Source organism: Cryobacterium inferilacus, from assembly GCF_019599185.1.
In the GTDB taxonomy this organism is placed as follows: Bacteria; Actinomycetota; Actinomycetes; order Actinomycetales; family Microbacteriaceae; genus Cryobacterium; species Cryobacterium inferilacus.
The window spans coordinates 329,995-356,232 of record NZ_JAIEUL010000001.1; the positions used below are offsets into that span (position 1 = coordinate 329,995).

The following is a 26,238-nucleotide window of genomic DNA, read 5'->3' on the forward strand; positions in this document are numbered from 1 at the left end:
CGCTACGTCGGCACCAGGGTGCGGCGGCCAGCTACTCGTCGAGCGCGAGTTCCTTGGGCAGTTCGAATTCCTTCGAGGCCAGCTCCTCGACGTTGACGTCCTTGAAGGTCAGCACCCGCACGGACTTGACGAACCGGTCGGAACGGTAGACGTCCCAGACCCAGACATCCTTCATGGTGAGTTCGAAGTAGAAATCGTGCTCGGTGTCCCGCCGCACGAGGTCGACCTCGTTCGCGAGGTAGAACCGGCGCTCGGTCTCGACCACGTACTGGAACTGCCCCACTACGTCTCGGTACTCGCGGTACAGGGCCAACTCGACCTCGCGGTCGTAGTCCTCGAACTCGTCTTCTTCCATGGTGAGTCAATCCTACGCGCAGAACCTACTGCGCGATTTTGAGCCAGCTGCGCCGGTGCTGCTCTGTGGCGCCGAGCGAACCGATGGCGGCCATGTGCTCGGCACTGCCGTATCCCTTGTTGCCCTTCCAGCCGTAGCCGGGCGTGTGCAGGTCCGCGGCGATCATCAGCCGGTCCCTGTGCACCTTGGCGATCACGGATGCGGCGGACACGGACGCGCAGTCCTGGTCGGCCTTGATCCTGGTCACCACGTCCAGCGGGGTGAGCAGTGCCTTGTTCAGCCAATCATCGTTGCCGTCCAGCAGCACGACGCCACCGCGGATGTCGACGCCGTCGGCGTGCAGCAGGGCGAGGGCTCGTTTTCCGGCCAGGCCCAGGGCGGCGATGATGCCCACGGTATCCACCTCCTGGGGGGAGGCCAGGCCCACGGCGCTGTGTCGCACCCACGCCGCGGCGAGGGGCGCGAGGAGCTCCCGGCGCGGTTCGCTGAGCAGCTTCGAGTCGCGCAACCCCGTGGGGAACGCCCCCACGTCGGCGGTGACCACGGCCACGCCCACCGCGACGGGGCCGGCGAGGGCACCGCGACCCACCTCGTCGCAACCGATCACGCAGCTGGCGCCGGCGGAGAGCATGGCCAGTTCCACCTCGAGGGTCGGTTCCACCACGGCCATCATCACTGCTCGGCCTCTTCGACCCCTCTGAAGACGTCGGGGTAGTCGTCGAGCCAGCTCCAGCGTTCGAGCGGCCAGCTGATCACCAGGGCGCGGCCCACCACGTTATCCATGGGCACAAAACCCTTGCCTGGGGTGTTCGGGTGGTAGCGGGAGTCCAGCGAGTCATAGCGGTTGTCCCCCATCACCCAGAGGGAGTCATCCGGCACGACCACGTCGAACGCGTCCTGGGACGCGCTGGTCTGCCCCTCGGGGAGCAGCACGTACGGTTCGTTCAACGGCACGTCATTCACGGTCATCTGGCCGAGGGCGTTGCAGCAGACCACGTGGTCGCCCGGCAGTCCGATGATCCGCTTGATCAGGTGGTCGTTGCTGTCCGGCGCCGACAGGCCGACAACGGACATGGTCCAGTCCAGCGCGGCGATGACCGGGTTCTGTTCGAGGGGCGCCTGCGGGGGCAGCCATCCGCCCGGGTCGCGGAAGACCACGACATCACCGCGGGACACCGGCACCAGGCCGGGTTCGAGTTGGTTCACGATGATGCGGTCGTTGACCAGCAGGGTGTTCTCCATCGACCCAGACGGGATGTAGAACGACCGCACCAAGAACGTCTTGATCAGGAACGAGATGAGCAGTGCCACCACGAAGATGATGAGAAGGTCGCGAAGGAATATCGCGACACCGCGCTTCTTGCGCGGAGAATCTGATTCCAGGCGATGCGATCGCGAGGGCAGAATGTTGTCTGTCATTTAACCGCCTGAGCTCCTCGCCCAGTTTAGCGGGGAGGAGCTCAGGGGGAAATCCAACAGGCTGCGAATTCGCTCAGGCAGCTGCCTGGTCGGTTCGTCCCCGCCGGAGGAGATGCGCTGTTTAGTCGCGCTTTTCCTTGATCTTGGCCTTCTTGCCGCGGAGACCGCGCAGGTAGTACAGCTTCGCGCGACGCACGTCACCGCGGACGACGACCTCGATGTGGTCGATCACCGGGGAGTGCACCGGGAAGGTACGCTCGACGCCGACCTGGAAGCTGACCTTACGGACGCAGAAGGTCTCGCGAACGCCTTCGCCGGAGCGGCCGATGACGACGCCCTGGAAGACCTGGACACGCGAGCGTGCGCCTTCAACGATGTTGACGTGGACCTTGACGGTGTCGCCCGCGCGGAACTCCGGGATGTCTGAACGCAGCGATGCCGCGTCCACCTGGTCGAGAATATGCATGTTATTCGCTCTCTGTACCCGCCACAGGTCGAGGACGTTTTAGTGGCGCCCCGCCCGCTCACGGATGGTGAGATGGTGGCGACCAATTGAGTGTGTGCGTGCCGATATCGATGCAGCTCCCCTGTGGCAGAGACTTGCCGCGGCACAAACGCTTATTCTGCCACGTATTCACCCGGCGCGCCAACACGGGCGGGTGTCAGATCAGCGTTCGCCGGGCTTTTCCTGAATGATGATCACGCTCGGGTCCGTCGGTGGCGTGCGCGCCGAGTCCGGTCGGGAGGCGGCGGGATTCGTCACGGTCGGGAAGCCGGCGGGTCCGCCGGGGACGGTGCCGAACGTGGCGGTCTCCTCGATGTAGGCCAGTGCCTCGCGCACCCGCTTTCGGGCGGCGTCGTACAGCTCCCACACGGCGAACCAGAACGCGCCGATTCCGACGAGGACGACGAGCACCGACAGCCAGGGCGCGGTCACCGAGAAGGCACCCATCAGCACGATCAGTGCGTGCCATACCGTCAGCACCGCCACATCCGCCCAGGAGACGGCCTTCTGCAGACGCACCTCTCTGCGGGCCAGGAACAGCAGGCTCACGACGAGGAGGCCGAACCCGATGGCGACGGCCCCGAACGTGGCGCCCAGCACCTGCCAGGCGGTCGAGCCGAACACCGACGCAGCCACCATCAGCCACAGCGGCAAGGCGCCGACGGCTACGAACTGCCAGTAATAGAAGACCCTACGGAGAATCACAGTCCCCAGATTACCCGCGGCTACCTCGCTGAGCCTTGGATTTCGCTGGGGGCAGAAGGGCGGCCTCTGCGGCTTCATGGCTGAGCAGGTCCGGGCGCACCGTGCGGGTGCGCTCGATTTGCTGCTCCCGCCGCCAGGTGGCGATCGCGCCGTGGTTGCCGCTGAGCAGCACGGGGGGCACCTCCAGCCCGCGCCAGGTGGCCGGCTTGGTGTAGCTCGGATACTCCAGCAGGCCGGATTCGTGCGATTCCTCGACGAGACTCTCCGGGTTGCCCACCACGCCGGGGATGAGGCGCCCGATGGCCTCGATCATGGCCATCACGGCCACCTCCCCTCCGTTGAGCACGTAGTCGCCCAGGCTCACCAAACGCACCCGACCCCTGGCCGCGAAATGCTCGACCACTCGCTGATCGATGCCCTCGTACCGGCCGCAACCGAACACCAAATGCGGTTCGTGGGCGAGCTCACGGGCCATGGCCTGGGTGAACTGCTCCCCCGCCGGCGACGGGAAGACCAGCACCGGTCCCTCGTCGGCGTTCGCGTCACCATTCGCGAGGGGGCTCGACGCGAAGACGCTGTCCAGCGCCTCCCCCCACGGTTCGGGCTTCATCACCATGCCGGCGCCGCCACCGTACGGGGTGTCGTCGACGGTGTTGTGCCGGTCGTGGGTGAAATCGCGCAGGTTGTGCACGGCGAGGTCGATCAGACCGGACTGCCGGGCACGACCGAGAAGGGAGATGTCCAGCACACCGAAGAACTCCGGAAAGATACTGATGATGTCGATGCGCATAGGGGCAAGTCTACGAGTGGCTGGCGGCGAGCTCCGGCGTGTTCTCGGTGTCGTCGTCGTGCATGGCCGCCGCGCGGTTGACCGTATTGCGGTGCGAGTAGTACATCGGCAGGGCGGTGAAGAGCACGGCGCCGAGGAAGTTGCCGATCAGGACGGGGCCGGTGTTCCAGCCCCACCAGTCGCCGACGCTGATGTCGGCGCCGAGCAGCATGCCGGCCGGGATGACGAACATGTTCACGACGGCGTGCTCGAGACCCAGGCCGAAGAAGGTGAGCACGGGCAGCCACATGGCCAGGATCTTGCCGGCCGTGGAGGTGGACGTGTAGAACATGATGGTGCCCAGGGCCACCATCCAGTTGCAGAGCATGGCCTTGATGACGACCACCAGGATGCCCCCGGCACCGACAGCCTCGTACGGCAGCACCTTGTGCTCGGCCATGTTGATGATCGCCTGGATCATCGGGTCGGTGGTATCGGTGCCGAGATAGGTGATGACGCCGGTGTAGAGCAGGGCGTAGAGACCGGCGCCGACAATGTGGGCGGGGATGACGACAGCGAAGTTCTTCAGACCCTTGGCGATGGTGGTGCGGCCCTCGAGAATGGCCAGCGGGATGAGCGCGAAGGTGCCGGTGACCAGTTCGAGGCCGAGCAGCAGGATCACGCAGAAACCCACGGGGAAGACCAGGGCGCCCACGATCGGAAGCCCCGTCTGCGCCGCTGCGGTCAGGGCGAGCGTCGTGGCGGCACCGAGGATGGCGCCGGACAGGGTGCCGCGCACGGCCATCTGCCGCACGGTGAGATTGCTCTTGACGACTCCGCTGTGCACCAGTTGATCGATCAGCTGGTCCGGTTTCACGTAGGACATGCGACGGTACTCCTCTTCAACGGCCGCGAACTATACGAACGTGAAGTAGGTGTGGCGCGGCGCGCCTCTCCCCGTGAACTGGAGCGGGGCGGTTAGACGTCCTGCTCGGTCGGAGTCGGCGTCGCTGCCGGTTCTGGTGGAGTCTCGGGGGCCGGGGCCGCGTCAGCGGTGTCCGGCTCGTCCGGCAGCTCTTCGAGCAGTCCGGGAGGAGGGGTGATGGTGATGACGCCGGCCGCGATGTCGACCGAGGGCACGATCGCCTTGACGAAGGGAATCATCACCTCGCCGGTGGCGGTCTTCACGATCAGAAGGTCTTGGGCGGGCAGGTGCTCGAGGCGCGTCAGCGTGCCGATCTGCACTCCGTCGCGCACGACGGCGAGACCCACCAGCTGGTGGTCGTACCAGGCGTCTTCTTCATCCGTCTGCTCGGCGGAGTCCTGGTCGATCCACAGAATGGCCTTGGCCAGGGCTTCAGCGGCCTCGCGGTCGGGAACGTCCTTGAAGAACCCGACGGGGTGCTGGTTGTACCAACGCAGCTCGACGAGTTCGATGGTCTTGCCGTGCCAGGGTGAGCTGGTCGGTACCTGAAGGGTGAACACGGCGCCCGGGACGAATCGACGTCCCGGGTCGTCCGTGAACAGCTCCAGCTTGATGGCGCCTTTGAGGCCATGGGCCTTCGTGAGGCGCCCCACCCGCAGTTGGGTGGCCGGGGTCGTGCTGTCGGAACTCATAAGGGGCTAGTCACTACCCGCTCAGTTGTCCGTGTCGACAACGTCGACCCGCACGCGCTTGCCGTCGGCCAGTGCGGCCACGAGAGTGCGCAGCGCCTTGGCGGTGCGACCGGCGCGGCCGATCACCCGGCCGAGGTCCTCGGGGTTCACACGAACCTCGAGCACCTCACCACGGGGTGAGTTCTGGGCTACAACGTGCACATCGTCCGGGTGATCAACGATTCCCTTGACGAGGTGCTCAAGCGCGGGAGCGAGCAAAATTACGCCTTGTCCTCTTCGGTTGCCTCGGCGGCAACGTCGTCGGCGGGGGCCTTCTCCGCGGGCTTGTCAGCCTTGGGCTTCAGGACCGGCTTCTTCTTCTCGTCGGCGACGAAGGCAGCCTTGGGCTCCTTGATCTTGACGGTGGAGACGGCGTTCTTGTCGCCCTTGAAGATGCCCCAGTCGCCGGTCAGCTTGAGGAGTGCCGCAACCTGCTCGGTCGGCTGTGCGCCGACGGAGAGCCAGTACTGGGCACGCTCGGACTTGACCTCGATGACGGAGGGCTCCTGCGTGGGGTGGTAGATGCCGATCTCTTCGATGACACGACCATCGCGCTTGGTGCGCGAGTCGGCGACAACGATGCGGTAGTACGGCGCACGAATCTTGCCCATGCGCTTCAGACGGATTTTGACAGCCACAATTCTCCTGTGATTTAGATGTTTGGCGAACTGACAGCCGTGAGCGTGGGGGCACACTCGGCACAAGCTCAATAAGGTTCGTGTTACGCCGGATTAGAGGGTCGGGCGCAACGGAACTCGACTAATCATTGTGTCAGACATCGACCACTTTGTGATAATCGAAGCCCGAGATGGGCAGAAAACATCCCCGGCCGGTCATCCGGGGTCATCGGCCGTCGCGCGGCAGTCGAGATTCGGGTGGTTTAGCTGTCAGGATTGGGCCAGTTGACCCCGATCGGGGGCAGAGAAGGGTGAAGGGCACACCAGTGGCAACCGAAACCGTGGCAATCGAGTTCGCTCGCTCCGAGCGTTCGACGATCGGCGTGGAGTGGGAACTCGCCCTGGTCGACCGCGAAACCGGCGACCTCGTGTCGATCGCCGACGAGGTTCTTGACGCCCTGCGCGGCCCGGACGGTTCGCCGCACCCGCACATCACCGGGGAACTCCTGCTCAACACGGTCGAACTCGTCTCCGGTGTGCACCACACCGTCGCCGGCGCCGTGGCCGACGTCGCCGGTCAGGTCGCCGAGGTACGTGCCATCACCGAGCCGCGCGGCGTCGAGCCGATCTGCAGCGGCTCGCATCCGTTCGGTCAGTGGTTCGACCAGACGGTGACCGACAAGGAGCGCTACCACAAGCTCATCGACCGCACCCAGTGGTGGGGCCGCAACATGATGATCTGGGGCATCCACGTGCACGTGGGCATCGAGGACCGCGACAAGGTCATCCCGATCCTCAACGGCCTGCTCAGTTTCGTGCCGCACCTGCAGGCCCTGAGCGCGTCGAGCCCCTTCTGGGCCGGCGTCAACACCGGGTACGCCTCCAACCGGGCGCAGATGTTCCAGCAGCTGCCGACCGCGGGCCTGCCGTGGCGCCTGGACGACTGGGCGGGCTGGGAGGCCTACGTTAACGACCTCACCGTGACCGGAATCATCGAGGACGCCACCGAGGTGCGCTGGGACATCCGCCCGTCGCCGCGCTGGGGCACCATCGAGGTGCGCGCCTGCGACGGCGTGTCGACCGTGGAAGAACTCGGGGCGATCGCCGCGCTCATCCAGTGCCTGGTCGAGTGGATGTCGACCGAGATCGATGAGGGCCGCCAGGTGCCCACGATGCAGCCGTGGTTCGTGCGCGAGAACAAGTGGCGCGCGGCCCGCTACGGGTTGTCGGCCGAGATCATCGTGAACTCCACCGGCACCGAGCGGATGGTGACCGACGAGGTGCGACGCCTGGTGGAGCTGCTCTCCCCCACGGCCGAGCGCCTGGGCTGCCTGGCCGAGCTGCACCAGCTCAACCTGATCCTCGATCAGGGTGCCAGTTACCAGCGTCAGCTGGCCGTGGCCGCCCTGCACGACGGTGCGCTCCCGCCGGTCGTCGCTTCCCTGGCTCGCGAGCTTCGTGAGGGCCTCATCCCGCCTGCCTAGCTGCACCTTCGCGAACTGCGATTCTGCCGCCGAATTCCCGCGTGTTCGCCCGGTGCACGGATGTGCGCGGCCCGGTGCGTTGCGAGCGGGCGTCAATGTCGGTGGTAGCTGAGATGATCTCAGCATGAGTAGCCCAGACCAGGCACCACCGCCAGTTCCGGATGATGACGACTACTCTCCGGAACCCGCCCCACCCGGATCCACCCCCGCCCCTGACCATCCGGCCGAGCCCGATCGGGCCGGTCCCGACTGGGTGCGCACGGAGTTGGTGCGGCGCACCGAGTTGATCGCGGCCGAGCATCGTGCCATCGCCCAAGCGCAGGCCCGGCAGGCCGAGCGGCTGGTCGAGCTGCAGCTCTGGAGTGAGGAGCCGCAGGTGGCGTCCCGTCTGCAGGGCAGCCTGGAAGCCAGTCACCTGGCCGACCGGAACGCAGCGACGCTCAGCGCGTGTCAGGCGCGCGCGGTCGAGTTCGGCCGGTGGGAGGACCGGGAGGTCGCCCGGCGCACGATCGTGAGCGAGACGGCGTGCCTGCTGCGGTTATCCGAACGCACCGTGGAACGTCTGCTGGACGAGTCGCTCTGGCTCTACTCGACGACGGCCACGTTCGAAGCGCTCTCGGCCGGGGAGATCAGTTACCCGCACGCCAAGGCCCTGATCGATCAGATGCGCACCCTGCCCGAGGAGCACCAGGCCGCGTTCGAGGAAGCTCTGCTGCCGCACGCGAAAACCCTGCCGGTGGGCCGGTTCACCAACCGGGCCCACCGGCTGCGGGAGAGACAGCACCCGGAGTCGATCGTGACCCGCACGACGAATGCTCTCGCCGACCGGCACACCCGGTGGGAACCGGCCGCCGATGGGATGGGCTGGTTGCACTGGTACGGCACCGTGCACGACACCAAATCCGCGTTCGATCGCATCGACAGCACTGCTAAGACCCTGCAGCAGCGCGGCGACACCGGCGCGGGAATGGGCGAGGGGACGGGGTCGGCGGCTGAGCGGGCCGAAGCCGAGCAGCAGCGCAAGCGCGGCCTCGCTCAGCTCCGGGCGGACATCACCCGGGCCCTGCTGCTGGACGGTGTCACCCCCGACGGCCTCGGTGCCGGCATCCGCGGCACGGTGATGATCACCGTGCCGGTACTCACGCTGCTCGGCCAGAGCGATGAACCGGCCACCCTTGAGGGGTACGGGCCGATCTCGCCCGAGACCGCCCGGGAGATCGCCGCGCAAGCGCCGAGCTTCACCCGGCTGCTCACCCACCCGGAGACCGGCGTCGTGCTCTCGCTGGGTAAGACCCAGTACAAGAACACCAAGGCCATGAAGAAATGGTTGCGGATGCGCGATGAAACCTGCCGGTTCCCCGGTTGCAACCGGCCCGCGGTGAAATCCGATGTCGATCACACCGACGACTGGGCCAACGGCGGAACAACCGACTGCGACAACCTCGCACACCTCTGCGAAGCCCACCACCGGCTCAAACACCTCTCCCAGTGGCAGGTCGTTCAGGAACCCGGTGGGGTGCTGCTGTGGACCTCGCCGGGCAAGCGCAGCTACCGCACCGACCCGGCCAACCCGGTCGCACCACCCCGACCCAGACCACCGGTGGTGACGCCCAAGAAACGCAGGCGACCCGCCGCGGTGAGCTACCTGATGCCCGAACACCAGCCGACACGCCGCCCGTCACCGCCGGTACCCGAGAACCCGCCGTTCTAACTGTAGGCCGCAGTCAGGACGCGAGTGCGCGCGGGGTGTTCTTGCTGTCGCGCCAGGCGATCCAGTCCTCGACGGGCGCCAGGTCGTATGCGGGACCGGAGATACCCAGGGTGAACAGGGTGGTGCCCAGCTCGTAGAGTTCGTCGGCCTCGTCAGTGGTCTTGCCGCGCAACTCGGTGGAGATCTCGATCTCCGCGATGTCCCGGCCCACGGTCTCGCACCAGCTGCCCAGCACCCCGAGCTTGTGCGTGAGCACGTCCGGGGTGGAGAAGGAGTGCCAGATGTCGGCGTGCTGCGCCACGATCCGCAGGGTCTTCTTCTCGCCTGCGCCGCCGATGAGCACGGGGATGTCCCGGACGGGTGCGGGGTTCAGTTTCGCCCAGCGAGCCTCGATGCGGGGCAGGTCGGCCGCGAGGGCATCCAGCCGGGTGCCGGCGGTACCGAAGTCGTAGCCGTATTCGTCATAGTCGCGCTCGAACCAGCCCGAGCCGGTGCCGAAGATGAACCGCCCACCACTGATGTGGTCGATCGTGCGGGCCATATCCGCCTGCAGATCGGCGTTGCGGTAGCTGTTGCAGTTCACCAGGGCGCCCATCTCGATCATGCTGGTCTGCTCCGCCCACGCGGCGAGGAGCGTCCAGGACTCGAAGTGCAGTCCTTCCGGGTCGCCGGAGAGCGGGAAGAAGTGGTCCCAGTTGAAGGCGATGTCCACACCCAGGGCCTCAACGGCCGCGACGGTGTTGCGGATGGAGGTGTACTCGGCGTGCTGAGGGGCGATCTGCACACCGAGGCGCACGGAGCGGGGCTGGGGAGAAGTCATTGCAGAATCCTAAACCCGGCCGCCCCGCTCACGTGCACAGGAGCCGAGAGACTACCGGCCCAGCATCTTCTGCAGGGCAGCCATCTCCTCCTCGGAGGGTCCTGCCGCTGCGCCCTTGCCGCCGCCGAGGCCGAAGCCCGAACCGCCGCCGGCTGCGGCACCGCCGGCCTTCTCGCCGGAGGCGAGCGCCGCGTTCTCCGCTGCCCGCTTGGCCGGATTGCCCGACTTCGAGCCCTTCTTCTTCTGCTGCACCTGGGGGCGCTTGCCGCCCATGCCGCCGGGCATCGGGCCCATGCCGGGGATGTTGGGCATGCCGCCCTTGGCCACGGTCTTCATCATCTTCGCGGCCTGTTCGAAGCGCTGCACGAGCTGGTTCACCTCGGTCACGGTCGAACCGGAGCCGCGGGCGATGCGCAGGCGACGTGACCCGTTGAGCAACTTGGGGGTGACCCGCTCCGCCTTGGTCATCGACTGGATGATTGCTTCGGTGCGCACGATCTCGCGCTCGTCGAAGTTCTCCAGCTGCTGCTTCATGGCGCCGGCGCCGGGCAGCATGCCCATCATCTTCTTAATCGAGCCCATGTTGCGCAGCTGCTGCATCTGGCCGAGGAAGTCGTCGAGCGTGAAGGTGTCGGTGGAGAACTTCTCCGCGATCTTTCGGGCTTCGTCTTCGTCGAACGCACCCTGCGCCTGCTCGATCAGCGTGAGGATGTCACCGAGGTCGAGGATGCGGCTGGCCATACGGTCGGGGTGGAACGGCTCGAAGTCGTCCAGGCCCTCTCCCGTGGAGGCGAACATGATCGGCCGGCCGGTGATGGACGCCACCGACAGGGCCGCACCACCGCGGGCGTCACCGTCGAGCTTGGACAGCACGACACCGGTGAAGTCGACGCCGTCCTGGAACGCGCGGGCCGTCGCCACGGCGTCCTGTCCGATCATGGCGTCGATGACGAAGAGCACCTCATCGGGATCGATGGCCTTACGGATGTCCGCGGCCTGCTTCATCATGTCTGCATCGACACCGAGGCGGCCGGCCGTGTCGACGATGACCACGTCGTGCAGCTTCTGCTGGGCGTACTTGACCCCGTCACGGGCCACCTTGACGGGGTTGCCGATACCGTTGCCGGGCTCTGGCGCGTATACCGGCACGCCCGCCTGGGAGCCGACGACCTCGAGCTGGGTGACGGCGTTGGGCCGCTGCAGGTCGGCGGCGACGAGGATGGGCGTGTGGCCATCCTTCGCGAGCCACTTGGCCAGCTTGCCGGCCAGGGTGGTCTTACCGGCGCCCTGCAGGCCGGCCAGCATGATGATGGTCGGCGGCTTCTTGGCGAATTCGAGGCGGCGCTGCTGGCCACCGAGGATCTGGATGAGCTCCTCGTTGACAATCTGCACGACCTGCTGGGCCGGGTTCAGCGCCTTGCTGACCTCATCGCCCAGGGCGCGTTCGCGCACCTTGCCGGTGAAGTCCTTGACCACTTCGAGCGCAACGTCGGCGTCGAGGAGGGCGCGGCGGATCTCGCGGACGGTACCGTCGACATCCGCGGCGCTGAGCTTGCCCTTGGTGCGGAGATTTTTAAACGTCTCGGCGAGGCGATCTGAGAGGTTTCCAAAAGTGGCCATAGTGCTCTTAGTTTAACCGGCTCGCGCACGCGTCGGGCTCACCGAATGGTTTTGGTCCCAACCGGCGTACGGTTGGTGCTCCATTCGAACACGGGAGAATCCATGTCAGTTGTCGTCGTCGCCGTCCTCACCCCGCTGGACGGGCACATCCAGAATGTCGTGGATGCCTTCGCCACGGTCTCACCGAAGGTGCACGACGAGGCTGGCTGCGAGCTCTACGCCCTGCACCACGACGCCGACCAGGTGATCATGATCGAACGCTGGACCAGCGAGGCGGACCTCGCCGCGCACGCCGCGGGTGCGGCCATCACCGACCTCAACGCTCTACTCGCCGACCACGTGGCCGGTGCCAGCGACGTGAGCGTGCTCGAGAATGTTCCACTCGGCGACACGAACAAGGGAACTATTCAGTAGGCCCGACCGGGCTCCCCGAGCTGCCGGCCGGCGTGATCAGGCGCCGCACCGCCTGCACGACACTGGCTCGCCGAGCGGCGATCACCGTGTTGTCGGACGCAGGCTGCGTGAAGAACGCCGATGCCGGCTCGTGGATCCAGCACGACACCACCCCGAAGACCAGCGCGCTGAGGTGCTCGGGATCCCACGTGCCGTCGACACTGCCGGCCTCCTGCAGGGCGACCACCCTCCTGACCTGCTCGGCGTGGAACTCCTCGACCAGGGGGTTGGGCGGATCGGTCGCCTCCTGCCCCTCCAACCTGGCCCAGTCGATGATGCGCAGGTGCTCCGGGTGCGCGACCGAGTGGTCGTAGAGGGCACCGGCGTACTCGGCGAGGTCGGCACGGCCGGTCGAAACGGCGTGGGCGAACTCTGCCAGGTTGAGCTCGAGCACCGCGCTGAAGAGTTCTTCCTTCTTGCGGTAGTAGGCGTAGAGCCGTTCCTTGCTGGCGGATGCCGAGCGCGCGATCCGGTCGATGCGCGCCCCGGCCAGGCCGTGGGCGGCGAACTCGGTCCTGGCGGCCTCGAGGATGCGCTGACGCGTGGGCTCGATCGCGTGCTGCAGCGCTCCCGTGGGTGAATCCTCGTCTGTCATGCCCCCATGGTAGCAAAACGAACTAGTTCGTTTGGTATAGTTCTCGGCATGTCACAATCGAGCCCGACCGGTGCCACGCCGGTTTCCACCCCGTCACCTTCGAAAATCCCGTCCGCAGAAACCCTTGTGCACAACCCGCGTCGCTGGTGGCTGCTGGCCATCGTCGCCCTGGCCCAGCTCACCGTCGTGCTCGACGGCACCATCGTCAACATCGCCCTTCCGCATGCCCAGACCGATCTCGGCATGAGCGACGGTGACCGCACCTGGGTGGTCACCCTGTACGCGCTGGTCTTCGGCGCCCTGCTCCTGCTCGGCGGCCGCATCGCCGACTACTGGGGTCGTAAGCGCTCCTTCATCGTGGGAATGGCCGGCTTCGCCGTCGCATCCACCCTCGGCGGCATGGCGCAGAGCACCTGGGAGCTCCTGGCCGCGCGTGGCCTGCAGGGCCTGTTCGCCGCACTGTTGGCCCCCGCCTCGCTGGCGCTGCTCACCGTGAACTTCCCCGGCGGCAAGGACCGCATCAAGGCCTTCTCGGTCTACGGTGCGATCGCCGGCGGTGGCGCCGCCGTGGGCCTCGTGCTCGGTGGCGTGCTCACCGAGTACGCCAGCTGGCGCTGGTGCCTGCTCGTGAACGTACCGATCGCGATCGTGGCGATCGCCGCCGCCATCCCGATCATCAGGGAGAGCAAGGCACACGGCAACACCCGGTACGACGTGCCTGGGGCGATTCTCGTCGCCCTCGGTCTCGGATCGCTGGTCTTCGGCTTCGCGCAGGCGGAGAACGGCTGGGACGCCTGGCAGGTGCTCGTCTTCATCCCACTGGGCGTCGTGCTCCTCGCCCTGTTCGTGCTCGTTGAGAGCCGCTCCAACCACCCGCTGCTGCCGATGCGCATTCTGGCGAACAAGGTCCGCGGCGGCGCGTTCATCACCGGCCTGCTCACCGGTGCCGCGCTGCTGGGAGGGCTGCTCTTCCTCACCTTCCACCTGCAGATCGTGCTCGGCTTCTCCCCGCTCGAATCCGGTCTGGCCTCCCTGCCGATGACCGCGACGATCATGGTCGGCGCCGCTGTGCTGTCCAAGTTCCTGCCCCGCACCGGCGTGCGCCTGCCGATGACCGTCGGGCCCGTCGTCGTGGCGGCCGGGCTGTTCTTCCTTTCCCGCATCACCGTGGACGGCAGCTATGTCGCCGAGGTTCTGCCCGGCCTCATTCTGATGGGTGCCGGACTGGCGATGATCTTCGTACCGCTGCAGAACGTGGCCCTGTCCGGCATCGACGCGCATGACGCCGGTGCGGCCAGTGCCGCCGTCACCGCCGTGCAGCAGATCGGCGGCTCGATCGGCTCCGCGGTGTTCACCGTGCTCTACACCTCCGCTGTTGCGGCCTCCCTCACCGGCGGCGACGGCACGCCCGTCGCGCAGCTGCAGGCTTTTGTGGACGGCTACCAGGCCGCCTTCTTCTGGGCCGCCGTCGGCGTGTTCGTGGCCGCCCCTGTGGCGTTCTTCATGGTGCGCCCGCGGCCGGAAGACCTGCTCGGCACCGATTCGGCCGTGCACCTGGGCTGAGTCGTCCCCGCCCAACCAGAAGGCCCCCGGTTTGCACCGGGGGCCTTCTTCGTCGTGGATACCAGCGGATGCTAGCTGTCGGCGGCGATCACAATGGTGTCGCCGTGCACATCGAGGGTCACCACGAGCAGGGCATCCGTCTCGTGCGGGCTGATCGAGTAGTCGAGCACCGCGAAGTGCTGGTCATTGCCGATGTGGTGCGGGTGGAAGCCGATGCGCTGCAGCTGGATGGAGCGCAGGTAGTCGATCTGCTTGTCTCCCGAGTCCCAGATCAGGGCGTCCTCGAGCACCTCGGGGTCGAGCTCGTCGAACTGCGCGACGATGAACTGGCTGGTGACGGAGACCTCGGCGCTCAGGTCGGCCACGAGCGACTCCCTGGCCTGCGAGTCCAGGTCTTCCAGGCCGTTGATCATGGCAGCGACGATATCGAGGGCCTCGACCGAGACCGAGTCCTCGTCGGGCGAGCTCACGTCGATCTCGACGTTCTGGTCCCCCAGTTCCACGGTGTCGGACCAGTAGACCTCACCGCTGTCGTCGTCGCTGCCGAGAATTCCGAAGAAATCGTGTTCGATGGTCATGGGACGTCCTATCCGACGAGTTTTTGTGCGAAGACGTGCGGGGTGAAACCGGTGAGGTCGTTGATGCCCTCACCCTGCCCGACGAGTTTGATGGGGATGCCGGTCTTCTCCTGAACGGCCAGGACGAAACCGCCCTTGGCGGACCCGTCCAGCTTGGTCAGCACCAGACCGGTGACACCGGCGTGCTCGATGAACGCCTCCGCCTGGGCGAGCCCGTTCTGGCCGGTGGTGGCGTCGAGCACGAGGAGCACCTCGGCGATCGGGGTCTGCTTCTCGACCACCCGACGGATCTTGGTGAGCTCATCCATCAGCCCGCCCTTGGTCTGCAGCCGGCCGGCGGTGTCGATGATCACGATCTCGGTGCCGGTGTTGATGGCACGCTCGACGGTTTGAAAGGCGACGGATGCCGGATCCTGGCCCTGCGCCTGCGGCCTGACGATTTCGGCGCCGGCGCGCTCGGCCCAGGTGGCGAGCTGTTCCACGGCGGCGGCCCGGAAGGTGTCGGCCGCGCCGATGAGCACACTGCGGTCGTAGACGCGCAGGAACTTGGCGAACTTGCCGATGGTGGTGGTCTTGCCGACGCCGTTGACGCCGACGACAAGCACCACGGCCGGCCGCGCGCTGAGGTTCAGGGTGGAGTCCAGCTTCGACAGTCGTTCCTCGATGCCCTCACGGAGCATCCGGTGCAGGTCCTTGGGGTCGGTGGTGCTGTACCTGGCCACCTTGGCCCGCAACTCGGTGACGATGGCGTCGGTGATGTCGGGGCCGAAGTCGGCCGTGATGAGCGAGTCCTCGAGGTCATCCCAGGTATCTGCGTCGATCGTCTTCTTCGCGAACACTCCGCGCAATGCGCCGGAGAGGGACCACGGGGTGCGTTCTGCCATGCCCCTAGCCTATGGCTCGCCCGGTCCCACCGCCTTCGGCAGGCCGCCGGGCCGCACGGATGGGGCCGCCGGCGCGCAAGCATAGCCGCCGCCGTCGCCGAAGAGGCCTTCGTGACGCCGCGCTACGGAGGGTGACCGGGTGTGACACCGTGGCCCGGTGCGGGCTGGAACGCCTGGATAAATTCTCTCCATGCCGCCCGGACTGCCCCCTGCGGCCCGCGCACACCGAGGAGGACCGCACCGTGCCATCGAGTCAGACCGAAACGGACCGAGCCGTTCGCCCCGCCCGCGCCGCCGCCAGGCCCAACGGCCAGTGGAAAGTCGACGGGACCGCACCCCTGAACGGGAACGAAGCCTGGAAGCAGGAGGACAACGGCCTCAACGTGCGCGAGCGCATCGAGAAGATCTACTCCCGTGACGGGTTCGACTCGATCGAGGCCACCGACCTGCACGGCCGGTTCCGCTGGTGGGGCCTGTACACCCAGCGAAAGCCCGGGATCGACGGCGGTAAGACCGCCACCCTCGAGCCGCACGAGCTCGAAGACAAGTACTTCATGCTGCGGGTGCGCATCGACGGCGGCCAGCTCAGCACGCACCAGCTGCGGGTCATCGGGGAGATCTCCGAGGAATTCGGCCGGGACACCGCCGACCTCACCGACCGGCAGAACATTCAGCTGCACTGGATCCGGGTCGAGGACGTGCCCGAGATCTGGCGCCGCCTCGAGGCCGTCGGACTGCAGACCACCGAAGCCTGCGGTGACGTGCCCCGCGTCGTGCTCGGCTCCCCCGTCGCCGGAATCGCCGTCGACGAACTGCTCGACCCGACGGACACGATCGCGGAGATCACCTCGCGCTACATCGGGGTTCCCGAACTCGCGAATCTGCCCCGCAAATTCAAGACCGCCCTCACCGGGCACCCGAGCCAGGATGTCGTGCACGAGATCAATGACGTCGGCTTCGTCGCCCTGCGCCATCCGGAGCTCGGCCTCGGCTACGACCTCTGGGTCGGCGGCGGCCTCTCCGCCAACCCGCGACTCGGCGAGCGCCTGGGCGCCTTCGTCGCCCCCGAGAAAGTCGCCGATGTCTGGCTCGGCGTCGCCTCCATCTTCCGCGACTACGGCTACCGTCGGCTGCGCAACAAGGCCAGGTTGAAGTTCCTGCTCGCGGACTGGGGACCGGAGAAGTTCCGCCGCGTGCTCGAGGACGAATACCTGCACGAGGCGCTGCCGGACGGCCCGCCCGCCCCGACGCCGACCCAGCAGGGTGACCACATCGGCGTGCACAAGCAGGTCGACGGCCGGTTCTACATCGGTGTCACCCCCTTCGTCGGTCGGGTCTCCGGCCGCACCCTCACGGGCCTCGCCGACCTGCTCGAGAAGCACGGCTCCGGCCGGCTCCGCACCACGCCGCACCAGAAGCTGGTGCTGCTGGACATCAGCGAAGACAACGTCGAACCGCTCATCGAGGCTCTCGACGCGCTCGGCCTGGCCGCCCGCCCCAGCCTGTTCCGTCGCTCCACCATCGCCTGCACCGGCATCGAGTTCTGCAAGCTCGCCATCGTCGAGACCAAGCAGACGGCGACGGATGCCGTGCTCGAGCTGGAGAGGCGCCTGGCCGGCATCGACGTGCCGCAACCGATCAGCCTGCACGTGAACGGCTGCCCGAACTCCTGCGCCCGCATCCAGACCGCCGACATCGGGCTCAAGGGCCAGCTCCTGGCCGACGGCAACGGCGGCCAGGTCCCCGGCTTCCAGGTACACCTCGGCGGCGGCCTGGCCTCCGTCGGCCGGGACGAGGCGGGCCTGGGCCGCACCGTGCGCGGCCTCAAGGTGTCCGCGGACGATCTCGCCGACTACGTGGAGCGCATCGTGCTGCGCTTCCTGGCCGACAGGCTCGAGACGGAGACCTTCGCCGTCTGGGCCCACCGCGCCGACGAGGAGGCACTGCAATGAGTGACACCGACACCAACACCAACACCAACATCGGCACCCGCCGCTCCCCCGACGCGTTGCGCGCGCTGGCCGAGGCCGGCGCGGCCGAGCTGGGCGAGGCATCCGCAGACGAGGTCATCGCCTGGGTGGCCCGTACCTTCAGCACGGCTGCCGCAGCGGTCGCCTGCTCCATGGCCGACGCCGTTCTCCCCCACGCCGTGTCGAGGCAGCTGCCCGGCGTCGACGTGCTCTTCCTCGACACCGGCTACCACTTCAGTGAGACCCACGACACCCGCAACGACGTGGCCAGGTTGCTGCCCGTGCGCATCGTGGATGTGCTGCCGGAGCGCACGGTGGCCGAGCAGGACACCGCGCACGGCGCCGAGCTGTTCGCCAGGGACCCGAACCTGTGCTGCGCTCTACGCAAGGTGGACCCCTTGCACCGAGTTCTCGGCGGCTACGAGGTCTGGTTCACCGGTGTACGCCGCGACGAGGCACCCACCAGGGCGAACACGCCCCTGATCGTCTGGGACGAACGCAACGGTCTCGTCAAGGTCAATCCGCTCGCCGCCTGGAGCTTCGAGGACATCCTCGACTACGCCGGCCGGCACAACGTGCCGGTCAACCCGCTGATGGGCCAGGGCTACCCCTCCATCGGCTGCGCGCCGTGCACAAAACCCGTCGCCGCCGGCGACGACCCCCGATCCGGACGCTGGGCCAGCCTGGCGAAAACAGAATGCGGACTCCACCTGTGAACACCTCCCCGGCCCCGACCCTGACCCGCCCCACGCCCACCCGCGGCGCCCAGCTGACCCAGCTCGATGCACTGGAGAGCGAGGCCATCCACATCATCCGTGAGGTGGTCGCCGAGTTCGAACGACCCGTGCTGCTGTTCTCCGGCGGCAAAGACTCCGTGGTGGTGCTGCACCTGGCCGCGAAGGCGTTCTGGCCGGGCAAGGTGCCGTTCCCGCTGCTGCACGTGGACACCGGACACAACTTCCCCGAGGTCCTCGCGTTCCGCGACGAGACCGTGGCCCGGCTGGGCCTTCGTCTGAAGGTGGCCCGCGTGCAGGACTACATCGACGACGGCCGCCTCGCCGAACGTGCCGACGGCACCCGCAACCCCCTGCAGACACTGCCGTTGCTCGACGCGATCGCCGCCGGTCGCCACGACGCGGTCTTCGGCGGCGCTCGCCGCGACGAGGACAAGGCCCGCGCCAAGGAGCGCATCCTCTCCCTCCGCGACGAGTTCGGCCAGTGGGACCCCCGCAACCAGCGCCCGGAGCTGTGGAATCTGTACAACGGTCGGCACACCGTGGGCCAGCACGTGCGGGCGTTCCCGATCAGCAACTGGACCGAGCTCAACGTCTGGCGCTACATCGAACGCGAGGGCATCGCCCTTCCCCCGCTGTACTACGCGCACGAGCGGGAGGTCTACCGCCGTGACGGCATGTGGCGCGCCGTGGGCGCGGTCAGCGCGCCGCTGGCCGGAGAGACCGTGACCACGCGCACCGTGCGGTACCGCACGGTGGGCGACATGAGCTGCACCGGCGCGGTCGACTCCGACGCCGCATCCGTGGCTGCCGTCGTGCGCGAGATCGCCGTGAGCACCATCACCGAACGAGGCGCGACCCGCGCCGACGACCGCATCTCCGAAGCGGCCATGGAAGATCGCAAGAAGGACGGGTATTTCTAATGCGTCAGACGCTCTCCGACAGCACCCTGTTCCGGTTCGCGACGGCCGGTTCCGTCGACGACGGCAAATCCACCCTGGTCGGCCGGCTGCTGCACGACTCGAAGGCGATCCTCGCCGACCAGCTCGACACCGTCACCCGCACCTCCACCGAGCGCGGCTTCGGCGGCGCGGCCGGTGGCATCGACTTCGCGCTGCTCACCGACGGGCTGCGAGCCGAACGTGAGCAGGGCATCACGATCGACGTCGCCTACCGCTACTTCGCCACCGACACGCGCTCGTTCATCCTGGCCGACTGCCCCGGCCACGTTCAGTACACCCGCAACATGGTCACCGGCGCCACCACCGCGGATGCCGTCATCATGCTCATCGACGCGCGCAAGGGCGTGCTCGAACAGACCAGGAGGCACCTCTCCGTCGTCAAGCTGCTGCGGGTGCCCCACATCGTCATCGCGGTGAACAAGATCGACCTGCAGGACTACGACGAGGCCGCGTTCGCGGCGGTCGCCGCCGCCGTGCGCCGGGTCACCGGTGAGCTGGGGCTGGACGCCGTGCACATCATTCCCGTCTCGGCCCTGGTCGGCGACAACGTCGTCGACAGGTCACCGAACACCCCCTGGTACGACGGCCCCAGCCTGCTCGAGCTGCTGGAGACCCTGCCGGCCGTCGACGCGGTCGCCACGGCCGTGGAGTCCTTCAGACTGCCGGTGCAGCTGGTGCTGCGGCCCCAGGGCGCCGTCGCCGTCGCACCGACGGACGCCGACGCGTACCGGGACTACCGGGCGTACGCCGGCCAGGTCGCCTCTGGCACCGTGCGGGTGGGCGACACCGTCACGGTTGCCCCCGGCGGCGGCAGCACCGTCGTGACCGGCATCGACTTCGCCGGAGCCTCGCTCGACCAGGCCGTGGCACCGCAATCGGTCGCCCTGCGGCTGCGCGATGACCTCGACATCGCCCGCGGCGCCGTCATCGGCACGGCCGGCACCATGCCCCAGCTGGTGAAGGAACTGGATGCCGACCTGTTCTGGCTCGACCCGCGCCCGCTGCGGCCCGGCGCCCGGGTGCTGGTCAAGTTCGGCACGCACACCGTGCAGGCCATCGTTGGCAGCATCTCCGGTCGGCTCAACCTGGACACCCTGGATCTCGAAGAAGCCCAGTCGCTGGAGATCAACGACATCGGCCAGGTCACCATCCGGCTGGCCGCCGCCCTCCCCGCGGAGACCTACGCGGCGAACCGCCGTGCCGGTGCGTTCCTGGTGATCCAGCCGCAGGACGGCGCGACGCTGGCAGCAGGCATCGTCACGGCGGCCGGGCCCGAATCGTGACCGGGCGGGCCGGCCGGCGCCTGGCGGCGCTCCTCCTCGCCCCGGCGCTGTTGTCTGGCTGCGCCGCCACCGGCAGTGCAGCCCAGCAGGCGGGGCCGGCCGCCGAGCTCCGTCTGGGCTACTTCGACACCGTCACCCACGCGCCCGCCCTCGTCGGGCTGGACCAGGGGTTGCTCCAGGATGCCCTCGGCGACACCACCCTGTCCGCGCAGGTTCTCGGCGCAGGACCCGCCGCCATCGAGGCGCTGAGCGCCGGGGCCATCGACGCGGCCTACCTGGGTCCCAATCCCGTCGTGAACAGCTTCGTGCAGAGCGCAGGCCGGTCGGTGCGGATCGTTGCCGGCGCCGCCACCGGTGGAGCCGCCCTCGTCGTCCGCCCCGGGATCACCGACGCGAGCGACCTCGCCGGCACGACCATCGCCACCCCTCAGCTCGGCAACACCCAGGACGTGGCGCTGCGCTCCTGGCTCGACGACCAGGGCTACGCCACCAGCACGACGGGCGACGGCGACGTGGACATCGTCCCGACCGATAACGCGCAGGCGTACGCGTTGTTCGCGAGCGGTGCCATCGACGGCGCCTGGTTGCCGGAGCCCTGGGTCTCCCGGTTCGTGCTCGAGGCCGGCGCGCAGGTGCTCGTCGACGAGGCGTCACTCTGGCCGGACGGCGCCTTCCCCACGACGGTTCTCGCGGTCAGCAGTGACTTCCTGGCTGCGCACCCCGACACCGTGGCCGCGCTGGTCGCCGGTCACACGGCATCCGTCGACTGGCTGGACGACAACCCCGACCAGGCGGCCGCCGCGATCAATCGCATCCTCGTCGCCGATACCGGCACGCCGCTGCCCGATGCGGTTCTCGAGCGCGCCCTCGCCGGCGTGACCTTCACCACCGACCCGCTCGCCGCCACCTTCCCGGTTCTGCTTCAGGACGGTGTCGACGCCGGCACCACCAAGGCGGGGAGCCTGACCGGCCTGTTCGACCTGGGACCGCTCAACCGGGTGCGCTCGTCGGCTGGTGTTGGCGCCGCCCAGGACGCCGGACTCGGAAGGGAGTGATCATGCACCCCCTCCCCGCAATCCAGGTCCAGGGTCTGGGCAAACGTTTCGGCCCGGCCGGCCCTGTGGTGCTCGACGACATCAACCTCACCGTCGCCGCCGGCGAGTTCGTGTGCCTGCTCGGCGCCTCCGGCTGCGGCAAGTCCACCCTGCTCAACATCATCGCCGGTCTCGAGCACCCCAGCACGGGCACCGTCACCGTGGCCAGTGGAAACGCCGCGGTCATGTTCCAGGAGTCGGCGCTGTTCCCGTGGCTGACCGCAGGTCGGAACGTCGAACTCGCCCTCAAGCTGCGGGGAGTGCCGCGTTCCGCCCGTCGCGCCCAGGCGCTGGAGCTGCTCGACCTGGTCAACCTGGCCGATGCCGCCCACAAGCGGCCGCACGAACTCTCCGGCGGGATGCGCCAACGGGTGGCGCTGGCCAGGGCCCTCGCCCAGGACCGCAAGGTGCTGTTGATGGACGAACCGTTCGCGGCGCTCGATGCCATCACCCGCGACCTGCTGCACGACGAGCTCGAGCGGGTCTGGCGCCAGACCGGCCGCACCATCATCTTCGTCACCCACAACGTGCGTGAGGCCGCCAGGCTCGGCCAGCGTGTGGTGCTGATGTCGTCCAGGCCCGGACGCATCGCCAACGAATGGCGCATCGACGACACCGGGCCCCGGCGGATCGAATCGCCTGAGGTGTCCCGCCTGGCCATCGAAATCACCGACCAGCTGCGAGAGGAGATCCGCCGCAATGCCGCATGACACCCGCCTCCTCAACTCCCCCACCGCCAACTCCCCCGCCGCCGGCGCCGGCCACGACGGACCGGGGCACGACGAACTCCGCCGCCTGGAATCGGGCCTGGACGCGCTCCAGACCGTTCCGCTGACCGAGAAGGGACCCTGGCGGCGCGCCCTGGGCGGGGTGCTGCCGCCGGTCCTGCTCCTCGCGGCCCTGGTGGTTGCCTGGCAGTTCTACACCGTCATCGCCCAGCCCCGCCCCGATCTGGCGCCTGGGCCGGTCGATGTGGCGGCGTCGCTCATCGAGCTGTGGAACGACGGCCGGCTGCAGCAGGCCGTTCTCACCAGTCTCGGCCGCGGCGGAGCCGGTTTTCTCATCGCCGTGGCCATCGGCACCCCGCTGGGGCTGCTGTTGGCCGAGTGGCGGCTGCTGCGCCGCGCCCTCGGACCGTTGCTCTCCGGCCTGCAGGTGCTGCCATCGGTCGCCTGGGTGCCCGCGGCGATCATCTGGTTCGGTTTCACCGACGCCACCGTCTTCTTCGTCGTGCTGATGGGCGCCGTCCCGTCGATCGCGAACGGGCTGGTCTCCGGCATCGACCAGGTACCCCCGCAGCTGCGCAAGGTCGGCACCGTCCTCGGTGCCTCTCGCAGCCAGCTGGCCACCCTGGTGGTGCTACCGGCGGCCCTGCCCGGCTATCTCTCCGGCCTCAAACAGGGCTGGGCGTTCGCCTGGCGGTCCCTGATGGCCGCGGAGATCATCGCCATGGGCGGCTCGATCGGCTTCGGTCTGGGCTCGATGCTGCAGCAGAGCCGAGACCTGGCCGACCTCTCCGCGGTGCTCGCCACGATCCTGGTGATCCTCGCTGTGGGCATCCTGGTGGAGCTCAGCGCGTTCGCACCGCTCGAGCGCCGGCTCCTGCGCCGCCGCGGCCTCTCCCCCGGAGCGCACCGGTGAGCGCTCACCTCCGGTCACGCCGTCACGCTCCCCGCACCGTTCAGACCTCGTCCACTCCCCGAAAGGCCCACTCATGACCCGGACGCCCTCCGCGCCCCAGCCACTGCGCGTCGCCATCATCGGCGCCGGCCCCGCCGGCATCTACGCCGGCAACATCCTCAGCACCGCCGTCCGCGCGGCCGGCGGTGAGGTCGGCATCGATCTCTTCGACTCTCTGCCGGCCCCGTACGGCCTGATCCGCTACGGTGTGGCTCCCGACCACCCCCGGATCAAGGGCATCGTCAATTCCCTGCACGAGATGCTCGATGCCGGCACCATCCGGTTCCTCGGCAACGTGGGCTACGGCACCGACCTCGACCTCGCCGACCTGCGCCGGCACTATCACGCGGTCATCTTCGCCACCGGGGCGATCCGCGACGCCGACCTGCAGATCCCCGGCATCGGCCTGCACGGCTCCTATGGTGCGGCCGACTTCGTCTCCTGGTTCGACGGGCACCCGGATGTGCCCCGCGACTGGCCACTGGACGCCACTGACATCGCGGTGATCGGCAATGGCAATGTCGCCCTGGACGTCGCGCGGATGCTGGCCAAGCACCCAGCCGATCTGCTCAGCACCGACATCCCGGCCAACGTGCACGCCGGCCTGGCCGGCTCGCCGGTCACCGACGTGCACGTGTTCGGCCGGCGCGGCCCCGGCGAGGTGAAGTTCACCCCCATCGAGCTGCGCGAACTCGGCGACATCCCCGACGTCGACGTGGTCGTCTACGAGGAGGACTTCCCCAGGGACGCTGACTCCGAGGCCCGCCTGGCCGCGTCCACCAACCAGGTCAAGGTGATGAGCCGCACCCTCAACGGCTGGCTCACCCGTGAGCCCACCGGAGCGTCCAGGCGGCTGCACCTGCACTTCCTGCACAGCCCCGTCGAGGTCTACGGCACCGACCGGGTCGAGGGGATGCGCTTCGAACGCACCGCGCCCACCGGCGACGGCGGCGTACGCGGCACCGGCGAGATCATCGACTACCCGCTGCAGGCCGTCTACCGCGCCGTCGGCTACCGCGGCAGCGCCCTGCCAGACGTACCCTTCGACGAGGCGCGCGGCGTCATCACCAGCGTCGAGGGCCGCGTCGTGGACGCGACCGGCACGCCCCTGCCCGGGCTCTACGCCACGGGCTGGATCAAGCGCGGACCGGTGGGGCTGATCGGCCACACCAAGGGCGACGCCCTGGAGACGATCACCCACCTGGTCGACGACCTCGCCCTGCTGCCAGACCCGGTCGATCCGGCCGAGGACGCCATCCTGCGCCTGCTCGGCGAGCGCGGCATCCGTTACACCACCTGGTCTGGCTGGCTGGCGCTGGACGCCCACGAACGTGCGCTCGGCGAGAACGACCCGTCCGCCACGTCCAGGGAACGGGTGAAGGTGGTGCCCCGCGACGAGCAGGTGACGATCGCCGCCGAGCAGACGCTGGTGCCCTCGTGACCTATGTGATCGCGCTGCCCTGCGTGGACGTGAAGGATCGTGCCTGCGTCGACGAGTGCCCGGTCGACTGCATCTACGAGGGCGACAGATCGCTCTACATCCACCCCGACGAGTGCGTCGACTGCGGAGCCTGCGAACCGGTCTGCCCGGTGGAGGCCATCTACTACGAGGACGACCTGCCGGAAGCCTGGGCCGACTACTACCGGGCCAACGTGGACTTCTTCGTCGACCTCGGGTCGCCGGGCGGCGCCGCGAAGACCGGGGTGCTGTCCTTCGACCATCCGCTCATCGAGACGCTGCCGCCCCAGGGAACTCCCGGTGGTTGACTGTGTCGTGATCGGCGGAGGGCCGGCCGGGCTGTCCGCCGCGCTCAACCTGGCCAGGGCCCGCCTGAGCGTGCTCGTCATCGACAGCGACCGTCCCCGGCACGCGGCCACCCTGATCTCGCACGGATTCATCACCAGGGACGGAGTGCCGCCGAACGAGTTGCGCCGGCTCGCCCGCGAGGAGGTGGCCGGCTACCCCGGGGTGGACTTCTGGCGGAGGAGCGCGGTGCGATCGGTCTCCCGACCGGCGATTCCGACGACGTCGGACGGCACACATCCGTTCACTGTCACTGTCGCCGGGACCACCCCGGCCGCCGACCGAGTGGTGCACAGCCGAACCGTGCTGGTCGCCACCGGTCTGCGCGAGACGCTGCCGGCCGTGCCCGGCATCCGTGGCTTCTACGGAATGAGCCTGTTCAGCTGTGTGGCCTGTGACGGCTACGAGCTGAATGATCAGCCGCTGGCCCTGATCGGCGAGACGGATGACCTCTATGCCCGCGCCCTGCTCGTGGCGCAGTGGACCAGTACCCTGACGGTCTTCACCAACGGCTCTGCCGCCGTGACCGCGCCGGAAGCGTTGGCGCTGCGAGAGCGTGGCATCACCGTTGAACGGCGGACCATCACCGAGCTGGAGGGCGACAGGGGACGACTCGTCGCGGTCCACGTCGACGGCGGCGATCGTGTCCCCGTCACCGGCGGGTTCGTCCGGCCGTTCTGGCACCCCACTATCGAGTTCCTGTCGCCGCTCTCCGTCGCCGACGACGCCTTCGGGCATCTGCTCACCGACCGCGACGGTCGCACGAGCGTGCCGGGGCTGTATGCAGCGGGTGACGTCGCGGCGCCGGGTCCGCAACAGCTGATCGTGGCGGCCGGGGCCGGGGCTCGCACTGCGGCGGTCATCACCCATGATCTCCTCGGGGTGACCACCGCGCACTGACCGACCGACCCGACGCCTGCGGGGGTGGCGGGATCCGGGTGGGGCTGGGTATCGTCACGGTAGTCGCCGCGCGGGCG

Annotated in this window: 29 protein-coding genes; 14 read left to right on the forward strand and 15 right to left on the reverse strand. The window is 68.2% G+C overall.

Annotated elements, in window-relative coordinates; translation table 11 throughout:
• Window positions 1-31: 31 nt before the first annotated feature.
• The 10 genes from K2F54_RS01575 to rpsP form a co-directional block, all read right to left on the reverse strand.
• A complete protein-coding gene (locus K2F54_RS01575; protein ID WP_134432023.1) occupies window positions 32-355 on the reverse strand; it encodes a DUF2469 family protein in 324 nt (107 codons plus the stop codon).
• 25 nt (window positions 356-380) lie between these two features.
• The gene (gene rnhB / locus K2F54_RS01580) at window positions 381-1,025 is read right to left on the reverse strand and encodes a ribonuclease HII (RefSeq protein WP_220604069.1); all 645 of its coding nucleotides are present in this window, start codon (window positions 1,023-1,025) and stop codon (window positions 381-383) included.
• 2 nt (window positions 1,026-1,027) lie between these two features.
• The gene (gene lepB / locus K2F54_RS01585) at window positions 1,028-1,774 is read right to left on the reverse strand and encodes a signal peptidase I (RefSeq protein WP_220604070.1); all 747 of its coding nucleotides are present in this window, start codon (window positions 1,772-1,774) and stop codon (window positions 1,028-1,030) included.
• Between the two features lie 121 nt (window positions 1,775-1,895).
• Entirely contained in the window at window positions 1,896-2,240 is a 345-nt protein-coding gene (gene rplS / locus K2F54_RS01590) for a 50S ribosomal protein L19 (protein ID WP_220604071.1), read from the reverse strand.
• A gap of 201 nt (window positions 2,241-2,441) precedes the next feature.
• Entirely contained in the window at window positions 2,442-2,984 is a 543-nt protein-coding gene (locus K2F54_RS01595) for an MFS transporter (protein WP_220604072.1), read from the reverse strand.
• A gap of 10 nt (window positions 2,985-2,994) precedes the next feature.
• Window positions 2,995-3,774, reverse strand: a complete 780-nt coding sequence (gene trmD, locus K2F54_RS01600) for a tRNA (guanosine(37)-N1)-methyltransferase TrmD (protein WP_220604073.1) — start codon at window positions 3,772-3,774, stop codon at window positions 2,995-2,997.
• 10 nt (window positions 3,775-3,784) lie between these two features.
• Complete coding sequence (locus tag K2F54_RS01605) at window positions 3,785-4,639, reverse strand: formate/nitrite transporter family protein (protein WP_220604074.1); 855 nt, start codon at window positions 4,637-4,639, stop codon at window positions 3,785-3,787.
• Between the two features lie 92 nt (window positions 4,640-4,731).
• The gene (gene rimM / locus K2F54_RS01610) at window positions 4,732-5,370 is read right to left on the reverse strand and encodes a ribosome maturation factor RimM (RefSeq protein ID WP_220604075.1); all 639 of its coding nucleotides are present in this window, start codon (window positions 5,368-5,370) and stop codon (window positions 4,732-4,734) included.
• A gap of 21 nt (window positions 5,371-5,391) precedes the next feature.
• A complete protein-coding gene (locus K2F54_RS01615; RefSeq protein WP_088456475.1) occupies window positions 5,392-5,628 on the reverse strand; it encodes an RNA-binding protein in 237 nt (78 codons plus the stop codon).
• 2 nt (window positions 5,629-5,630) lie between these two features.
• Window positions 5,631-6,047 (reverse strand): 30S ribosomal protein S16, encoded by a 417-nt coding sequence (rpsP, locus tag K2F54_RS01620; protein ID WP_220604076.1) that lies wholly within the window; start codon window positions 6,045-6,047, stop codon window positions 5,631-5,633.
• A 320-nt stretch (window positions 6,048-6,367) separates the two neighbouring features.
• On the opposite strand from rpsP, the gene K2F54_RS01625 reads away from it, so the two are divergent.
• On the forward strand, window positions 6,368-7,510 hold the full coding sequence (locus K2F54_RS01625; RefSeq protein ID WP_220604155.1) for a glutamate--cysteine ligase: 1,143 nt from the start codon (window positions 6,368-6,370) through the stop codon (window positions 7,508-7,510).
• Between the two features lie 124 nt (window positions 7,511-7,634).
• The gene (locus tag K2F54_RS01630) at window positions 7,635-9,221 is read left to right on the forward strand and encodes an HNH endonuclease signature motif containing protein (protein ID WP_220604077.1); all 1,587 of its coding nucleotides are present in this window, start codon (window positions 7,635-7,637) and stop codon (window positions 9,219-9,221) included.
• A gap of 13 nt (window positions 9,222-9,234) precedes the next feature.
• Here K2F54_RS01630 and K2F54_RS01635 read toward each other — a convergent pair whose 3' ends face one another.
• Entirely contained in the window at window positions 9,235-10,041 is an 807-nt protein-coding gene (locus K2F54_RS01635; protein WP_220604078.1) for an LLM class F420-dependent oxidoreductase, read from the reverse strand.
• A 51-nt stretch (window positions 10,042-10,092) separates the two neighbouring features.
• Complete coding sequence (ffh, locus tag K2F54_RS01640; protein WP_220604079.1) at window positions 10,093-11,661, reverse strand: signal recognition particle protein; 1,569 nt, start codon at window positions 11,659-11,661, stop codon at window positions 10,093-10,095.
• A 102-nt stretch (window positions 11,662-11,763) separates the two neighbouring features.
• Between ffh and K2F54_RS01645 the strand changes: the two genes are divergently transcribed.
• Entirely contained in the window at window positions 11,764-12,075 is a 312-nt protein-coding gene (locus K2F54_RS01645; protein WP_220604080.1) for a putative quinol monooxygenase, read from the forward strand.
• Here K2F54_RS01645 and K2F54_RS01650 read toward each other — a convergent pair.
• Window positions 12,065-12,709 carry a TetR family transcriptional regulator gene (locus K2F54_RS01650; RefSeq protein WP_220604081.1) on the reverse strand — a complete coding sequence of 215 codons (645 nt, stop codon included), beginning with the start codon at window positions 12,707-12,709 and terminating at the stop codon, window positions 12,065-12,067. The genes K2F54_RS01645 and K2F54_RS01650 overlap by 11 nt on opposite strands.
• Window positions 12,710-12,757: 48 nt before the next feature.
• Here K2F54_RS01650 and K2F54_RS01655 point away from each other — a divergent pair, with 48 nt between their 5' ends.
• On the forward strand, window positions 12,758-14,272 hold the full coding sequence (locus tag K2F54_RS01655) for an MFS transporter (protein ID WP_255576550.1): 1,515 nt from the start codon (window positions 12,758-12,760) through the stop codon (window positions 14,270-14,272).
• Window positions 14,273-14,343: 71 nt separating this feature from the next.
• On the opposite strand, the gene K2F54_RS01660 is transcribed toward K2F54_RS01655, so the two are convergent.
• Window positions 14,344-14,850 (reverse strand): DUF2004 domain-containing protein, encoded by a 507-nt coding sequence (locus tag K2F54_RS01660; RefSeq protein ID WP_220604083.1) that lies wholly within the window; start codon window positions 14,848-14,850, stop codon window positions 14,344-14,346.
• A gap of 8 nt (window positions 14,851-14,858) precedes the next feature.
• Window positions 14,859-15,734: a signal recognition particle-docking protein FtsY gene (gene ftsY / locus K2F54_RS01665; RefSeq protein WP_220604084.1), complete on the reverse strand. Its 876-nt coding sequence runs from the start codon at window positions 15,732-15,734 to the stop codon at window positions 14,859-14,861.
• A gap of 242 nt (window positions 15,735-15,976) precedes the next feature.
• On the opposite strand from ftsY, the gene K2F54_RS01670 reads away from it, so the two are divergent.
• From K2F54_RS01670 to K2F54_RS01715, 10 genes are all read left to right on the forward strand, one after another.
• Window positions 15,977-17,686: a nitrite/sulfite reductase gene (locus K2F54_RS01670; RefSeq protein ID WP_308287447.1), complete on the forward strand. Its 1,710-nt coding sequence runs from the start codon at window positions 15,977-15,979 to the stop codon at window positions 17,684-17,686.
• Window positions 17,683-18,420: a phosphoadenylyl-sulfate reductase gene (locus K2F54_RS01675; RefSeq protein WP_220604086.1), complete on the forward strand. Its 738-nt coding sequence runs from the start codon at window positions 17,683-17,685 to the stop codon at window positions 18,418-18,420. Before K2F54_RS01670 ends, K2F54_RS01675 begins: the two co-directional genes overlap by 4 nt.
• On the forward strand, window positions 18,402-19,361 hold the full coding sequence (gene cysD, locus K2F54_RS01680; RefSeq protein WP_220604087.1) for a sulfate adenylyltransferase subunit CysD: 960 nt from the start codon (window positions 18,402-18,404) through the stop codon (window positions 19,359-19,361). The genes K2F54_RS01675 and cysD overlap by 19 nt, the downstream gene beginning before the upstream one ends.
• The gene (locus K2F54_RS01685; RefSeq protein ID WP_220604088.1) at window positions 19,361-20,683 is read left to right on the forward strand and encodes a sulfate adenylyltransferase subunit 1; all 1,323 of its coding nucleotides are present in this window, start codon (window positions 19,361-19,363) and stop codon (window positions 20,681-20,683) included. The genes cysD and K2F54_RS01685 overlap by 1 nt, the downstream gene beginning before the upstream one ends.
• The gene (locus K2F54_RS01690) at window positions 20,680-21,738 is read left to right on the forward strand and encodes an ABC transporter substrate-binding protein (protein ID WP_374107243.1); all 1,059 of its coding nucleotides are present in this window, start codon (window positions 20,680-20,682) and stop codon (window positions 21,736-21,738) included. The genes K2F54_RS01685 and K2F54_RS01690 overlap by 4 nt, the downstream gene beginning before the upstream one ends.
• Window positions 21,739-21,740: 2 nt before the next feature.
• Window positions 21,741-22,487: an ABC transporter ATP-binding protein gene (locus K2F54_RS01695; RefSeq protein ID WP_220604089.1), complete on the forward strand. Its 747-nt coding sequence runs from the start codon at window positions 21,741-21,743 to the stop codon at window positions 22,485-22,487.
• Window positions 22,477-23,418 carry an ABC transporter permease gene (locus K2F54_RS01700; RefSeq protein WP_220604090.1) on the forward strand — a complete coding sequence of 314 codons (942 nt, stop codon included), beginning with the start codon at window positions 22,477-22,479 and terminating at the stop codon, window positions 23,416-23,418. The genes K2F54_RS01695 and K2F54_RS01700 overlap by 11 nt, the downstream gene beginning before the upstream one ends.
• Window positions 23,419-23,491: 73 nt before the next feature.
• On the forward strand, window positions 23,492-24,898 hold the full coding sequence (locus K2F54_RS01705) for an FAD-dependent oxidoreductase (protein WP_220604091.1): 1,407 nt from the start codon (window positions 23,492-23,494) through the stop codon (window positions 24,896-24,898).
• Entirely contained in the window at window positions 24,895-25,224 is a 330-nt protein-coding gene (gene fdxA / locus K2F54_RS01710) for a ferredoxin (RefSeq protein WP_220604092.1), read from the forward strand. Before K2F54_RS01705 ends, fdxA begins: the two co-directional genes overlap by 4 nt.
• Window positions 25,217-26,161: an NAD(P)/FAD-dependent oxidoreductase gene (locus K2F54_RS01715; RefSeq protein WP_220604093.1), complete on the forward strand. Its 945-nt coding sequence runs from the start codon at window positions 25,217-25,219 to the stop codon at window positions 26,159-26,161. Before fdxA ends, K2F54_RS01715 begins: the two co-directional genes overlap by 8 nt.
• The last annotated feature ends 77 nt before the right edge of the window (window positions 26,162-26,238 follow it).